3 protein-coding genes and 1 pseudogene are annotated in these 4,168 nt (G+C 68.4%); 3 read left to right on the top strand and 1 reads right to left on the bottom strand.

Going from position 1 to position 4,168, the window contains the following annotated elements:
- On the top strand, nucleotides 1-972 hold a 972-nt coding region (locus VKG81_RS18510; RefSeq protein WP_324398036.1), incomplete at its 5' end, for a VOC family protein.
- 47 nt (nucleotides 973-1,019) lie between these two features.
- Nucleotides 1,020-2,507: a bifunctional phosphatase PAP2/diacylglycerol kinase family protein gene (locus tag VKG81_RS18505; protein WP_324398034.1), complete on the top strand. Its 1,488-nt coding sequence runs from the start codon at nucleotides 1,020-1,022 to the stop codon at nucleotides 2,505-2,507.
- A gap of 8 nt (nucleotides 2,508-2,515) precedes the next feature.
- Here VKG81_RS18505 and VKG81_RS18500 read toward each other — a convergent pair whose 3' ends face one another.
- Nucleotides 2,516-3,826, bottom strand: a complete 1,311-nt coding sequence (locus tag VKG81_RS18500) for an HNH endonuclease (RefSeq protein WP_324398037.1) — start codon at nucleotides 3,824-3,826, stop codon at nucleotides 2,516-2,518.
- Between the two features lie 98 nt (nucleotides 3,827-3,924).
- On the opposite strand from VKG81_RS18500, the pseudogene VKG81_RS18495 reads away from it, so the two are divergent.
- Nucleotides 3,925-4,168: pseudogene (locus VKG81_RS18495) on the top strand (alpha/beta hydrolase); the annotation flags it as partial.

The following is a 4,168-nucleotide window of genomic DNA, read 5'->3' as shown; positions in this document are numbered from 1 at the left end:
CACCTGGGCTATGTTGTCATCGAAACGTATAAGTTCGCGGCCTGGACACGCTTCGGGCGCGATGCCATCGGCATGCAGCTCGATGAGATGGTGCCCGACACGATCCGATTCCGGCTCGACGCCAACGAATGCCGCTTCCCGCTGCGCCGTGGACCCGCCGAGGACGTCGTCGCACTCGGCTGGCAGCTCGACGACGATGCCACCTTTGACGGGATTTCCCGCCGGGTCATCGACCACGGCGTGCCGGCCGTCGAGGGCACCGAGGAGGAAGCCGCGCTGCGCGGGGTCGAGCGTTTCCTGCGGTTCCCCGGGCCCAACGGATTGACTCAGGAGATCTACACCGTCGCCCGCACCGGTCCGCTTCCGCTCGACATCCCCGGCAGCGGGTTCGTCACCGGCGCAGGTGGACTGGGCCACGTCGCCGTCACCACGAAGAAACCCTGTGAACTGCGCGGTTGCTTCAGCCACGTCTTCGACGCGCGGTTGAGCGACTACATCGACGAGACCATTAACAGCATGAAACTCAAGGTCCCGTTCCTGCGGGTCAACGAGCGGCACCACACCCTGGCGATCGCATCGGTCAACGCCTTGCCCATCAACCCCATCCGCAGCCGAGTGCAGCACGTCAACGTCCAGGCAGCCACCCTCGACGACATGGTCGCGTCCTATCAGCGGGTCAGACAACTGGGATTCGAGATGGCCCTGTCGGTCGGCCAGCACACCAACGACAAAGAACTGTCCTACTACGCACGAACACCCTCGGGCTTCGAATGGGAGGTCGGCTGGAACCCCATCGTCGTCGACGAATCCACCTGGAAACCCACCACCCACCAGGGCATCAGCATCTGGGGCCACACCCCCGAAGGGCAAACGATCATCGACAGGCTCGATCAATTCGCCATTGCCGCCCGGTCGGTATTCCACGCTGAAGACACCGTAGCGGCGCTCAGCGCACCCGCAATCGCCGATTAGGCGCGGCAGTGGCCCCTCCGCGGCGGCACTGGGCATAGGTTGAATCGATGAACATGCGTAAGTCGAGGGGGATGCGGCAGATCACCGAGGGCCTGGGTGCGCTCGACGCGGAACTGTTTGGCGCAATCGCGGAGTCGCCCAGTCCGCTGCTCGACAAGACGATGCCGGCGCTGACCCGCGCCGCCGATCACGCCAAGCTGTGGCTCGCGATCGCGGCCGCCATGGCGATGTCGGGCAGCCGATCGGCCCGGCGCGGCGCCGGCCGCGGTGTGGTGAGCCTCGCGGCGACGAGCCTGACCACAAACCAGCTGGCAAAACGCGTGTGGCGACGGCAACGGCCCCGTTACGGGTCCGTTCCGCTCGCCCGGCGCCTGCTGCGAAACCCCACCTCGCATTCGATGCCCTCCGGCCACTCCGCCAGCGCCGCAGCGTTTGCCGTCGGTGTGGGACTGGAAAGCCCCACGCTGGGGCTGCCGCTTGCACTCCTGGCCGGCCTGGTCGGGTTCTCGCGCATCGCGACCGGCGCGCACTACCCCGGCGACGTGCTGGCCGGCTTCGGTATCGGCGCGTCGATCGCGGTGTTGGGTGGGCGCCTGGTCCCGCCGATCGTTGACCGCACCCCGCGCGGCGCCGACCCGCTGCGCATCGGCACGCCGCCGCGGCCTGACGGCGCGGGTGTGGTCCTGGTCGTCAACCCCGCTGCGGGCAGCGGCACTGGCAATCGTGTGATCGGCGAAGTCCGTAGAGAACTGCCGAAAGCCGAGATCATCGCAGTCGGTGAGAACGACAGCTTGCAGCAGGTGTTGCGCGCGGCCGCCGAGCGGGCCGAGGTGCTCGGAATCGCCGGTGGCGACGGAACGGTCGCGTGTGCGGCCGCGGTAGCGGTGGACGCCGGCCGCCCGCTCGCGGTTTTCCCGGCCGGCACATTCAACCACTTCGCCAAGGACATCGGCTGCGACCACGAGGCAAAGACGATCCGCGCGATACAGCAGGGCAGCGTTTCGTGCGTCGACCTGGTGCGCTTCAACGACACCAAGATGGTGATCAACACCGCAAGCATTGGCGCCTATCCGAAATTGGTGCAGACCCGCGAACGGCTGGAACACAAGATCGGCAAGCCGCCAGCGGCGGCGTATGCGATGCTGCACACCTTGCGTCACGAGGATCCGGTGCGCATCAGCTACGACAACAAGACGCTGCAGACTTCACTGTTCTTCCTGGGCAACTCGACCTACCAGCCATCCGGCTTCGCACCGGCGGAGCGCAACCGCGTCGACGACGGGCTGATCGATGTGCGGATCCTGGAGACCGGACGCCGTTTCAGCAAGCTGCGCATCATGATCGCACTCATGCTCGGCAGGCTGCAGCGCAGCCGGCTTTACCACGAATCCCATGTCCCGCAGTTCGGCTTCACCTCGATCGACGGGCCCACCACCGTGGCGCTCGACGGAGAGGTGGCGGGACAGTACGAGCACGCTGACTTCAGCGCCCGCTACCGGGTTCTGCCGGTGTTTCGCCCGCTGCCGCGTCGGTGATCAGCGTTTCACGCCGCGTGCAGGTCGATCAGCGCGATGCCGATCCTGGCCTCGACCTCGGTGATGGTGATCTTTGGTGCGCCAGGCAGCGGAGGCGCGGTGGAACGGTAGCGAGCGCCCGTAGGTGTGGCGAATTCTGCGGCGTGCCTGCCGTTTTCGTCTGTTTCGGTGGCGACGTCCCAGCCCGGCGCCTCTTTGACGTAGTTGCACTGTTCGCACGCACCGAGGCCGTTGCCGACGCTGGTCGGCCCGCCCCTGGCGTGCGGTCTGGCGTGGTCGCGATGGCGGATCGGGGCGTCACAGTAGGGGGTGCGACACCGCTGATCGCGCAATCCGATGAACTCGGCCAGCCCGCGCGGGAAGCGGCGCGAGCGCGACTCGACCGCCACCAGCGTCCCGGTCCGCGGCGTCGCGTACAGGCGGCGCAGCGCGGCGTGTGAACGCTTGTCGGTCGCCGACAGCCCCACAAGCGCGCGGGCAACCGCGGCGGGAACCGGTCCGTACCCGTCGATGACCGCCGGGTCGTCGCCGCCACCCAGCAAGGCCTGATCCGACATCACCAGGTTGACCATCACCGGAGTCGGCGCGTCGGTCGGCCGGCCGGTCACCCGTTCCACCAGCGTGTCAGCCATCACCTGTCCGCGCGAGCGGTCGTCAAACGTGGTGTCGGCCGCCCGGCGCAGCGCGGCGTACACCGCGACACCCGTGGCCACCGGAAGCAACGCGGTCAGCCACGTCATCGTGTCGGGCGCGGGACGGATCGTCACCGTTCGCTCGTTCGCCGCCTTGGCGGCCCGCTCGACGACCGCGCCCGGGTCCAGCCGGTAGGCGATCGCCCTGGCCGCCGCGGCGATCCGGGCGTCGCCCGCCCCGTCGAGGTTTGCCGTGTCCGCGCAGAGTTCGGCGTCCAACACGCGACGATCCGCCACGTCCAGGCACGCCGATTCGCGCACTATCAGCGTGGCGCGCCACTCGCTCAGCACACCGATCTCCAGTGCCGCCAGCGTGTGCGGCATCTCATGCACCAGCGCCTTGGCGAAGCCGAGATGGCGGCCGCCGCGCGCCGGCGAGTCGCGGCGGGCCAGCGCGACCTCACTGGCCACGCCGCGGCCGCGTTGCCGTGTCGGCACCCCCGCTTCGGCCTCTGCGCTCCGCCGAGACGCGTCCAACGCCGCCGCCGCGCGCGCCTGGCCGGCCGCCGCGGCGGCTTTCACCCGCTCGAGCAGCGCTATCCGCTCCACGAGCGCGGCCTCATCGGCGTGCGGGTCCACCGCGACCAGACCGCTCACCCATTCCTGTTCGAACACATCTTCGATCATAGAGGTGGGCACCGACAAATCGTGTCGACCCGGGCCGGCGGCACCCCGGAAGGCATAAGAATGCTGTTCAAACAGCCGTTGCCGCGGAAGGAGTCGCCATGGATATGCGTTCGGACCCGCGCGCCGACCCGCGCATGATCGCCGCGCTGGCACCGTTCGGGCTTGACACGACGCCGCCGCTCCCGCCGGCCGGGTGCGCCTTTTCGCGCGACGACCAGCTGGCATATGTCGCCGCGATGGAAGACGGCTTCGGTGCGGTGTTCGACGCGCTGATCGCCGATCTCGCCCCCGTCGAGGGGATCAGCCACTCAACAGAAACCATCACCGGGTTCGACGGCAACG

The sequence above is a fragment of the Mycobacterium sp. genome, from assembly GCF_035314905.1.
In the GTDB taxonomy this organism is placed as follows: Bacteria; Actinomycetota; Actinomycetes; order Mycobacteriales; family Mycobacteriaceae; genus Mycobacterium.
The sequence above is the reverse complement of the archived record's forward strand: the minus strand, read 5'-3'. Positions and strand labels throughout refer to the sequence as shown.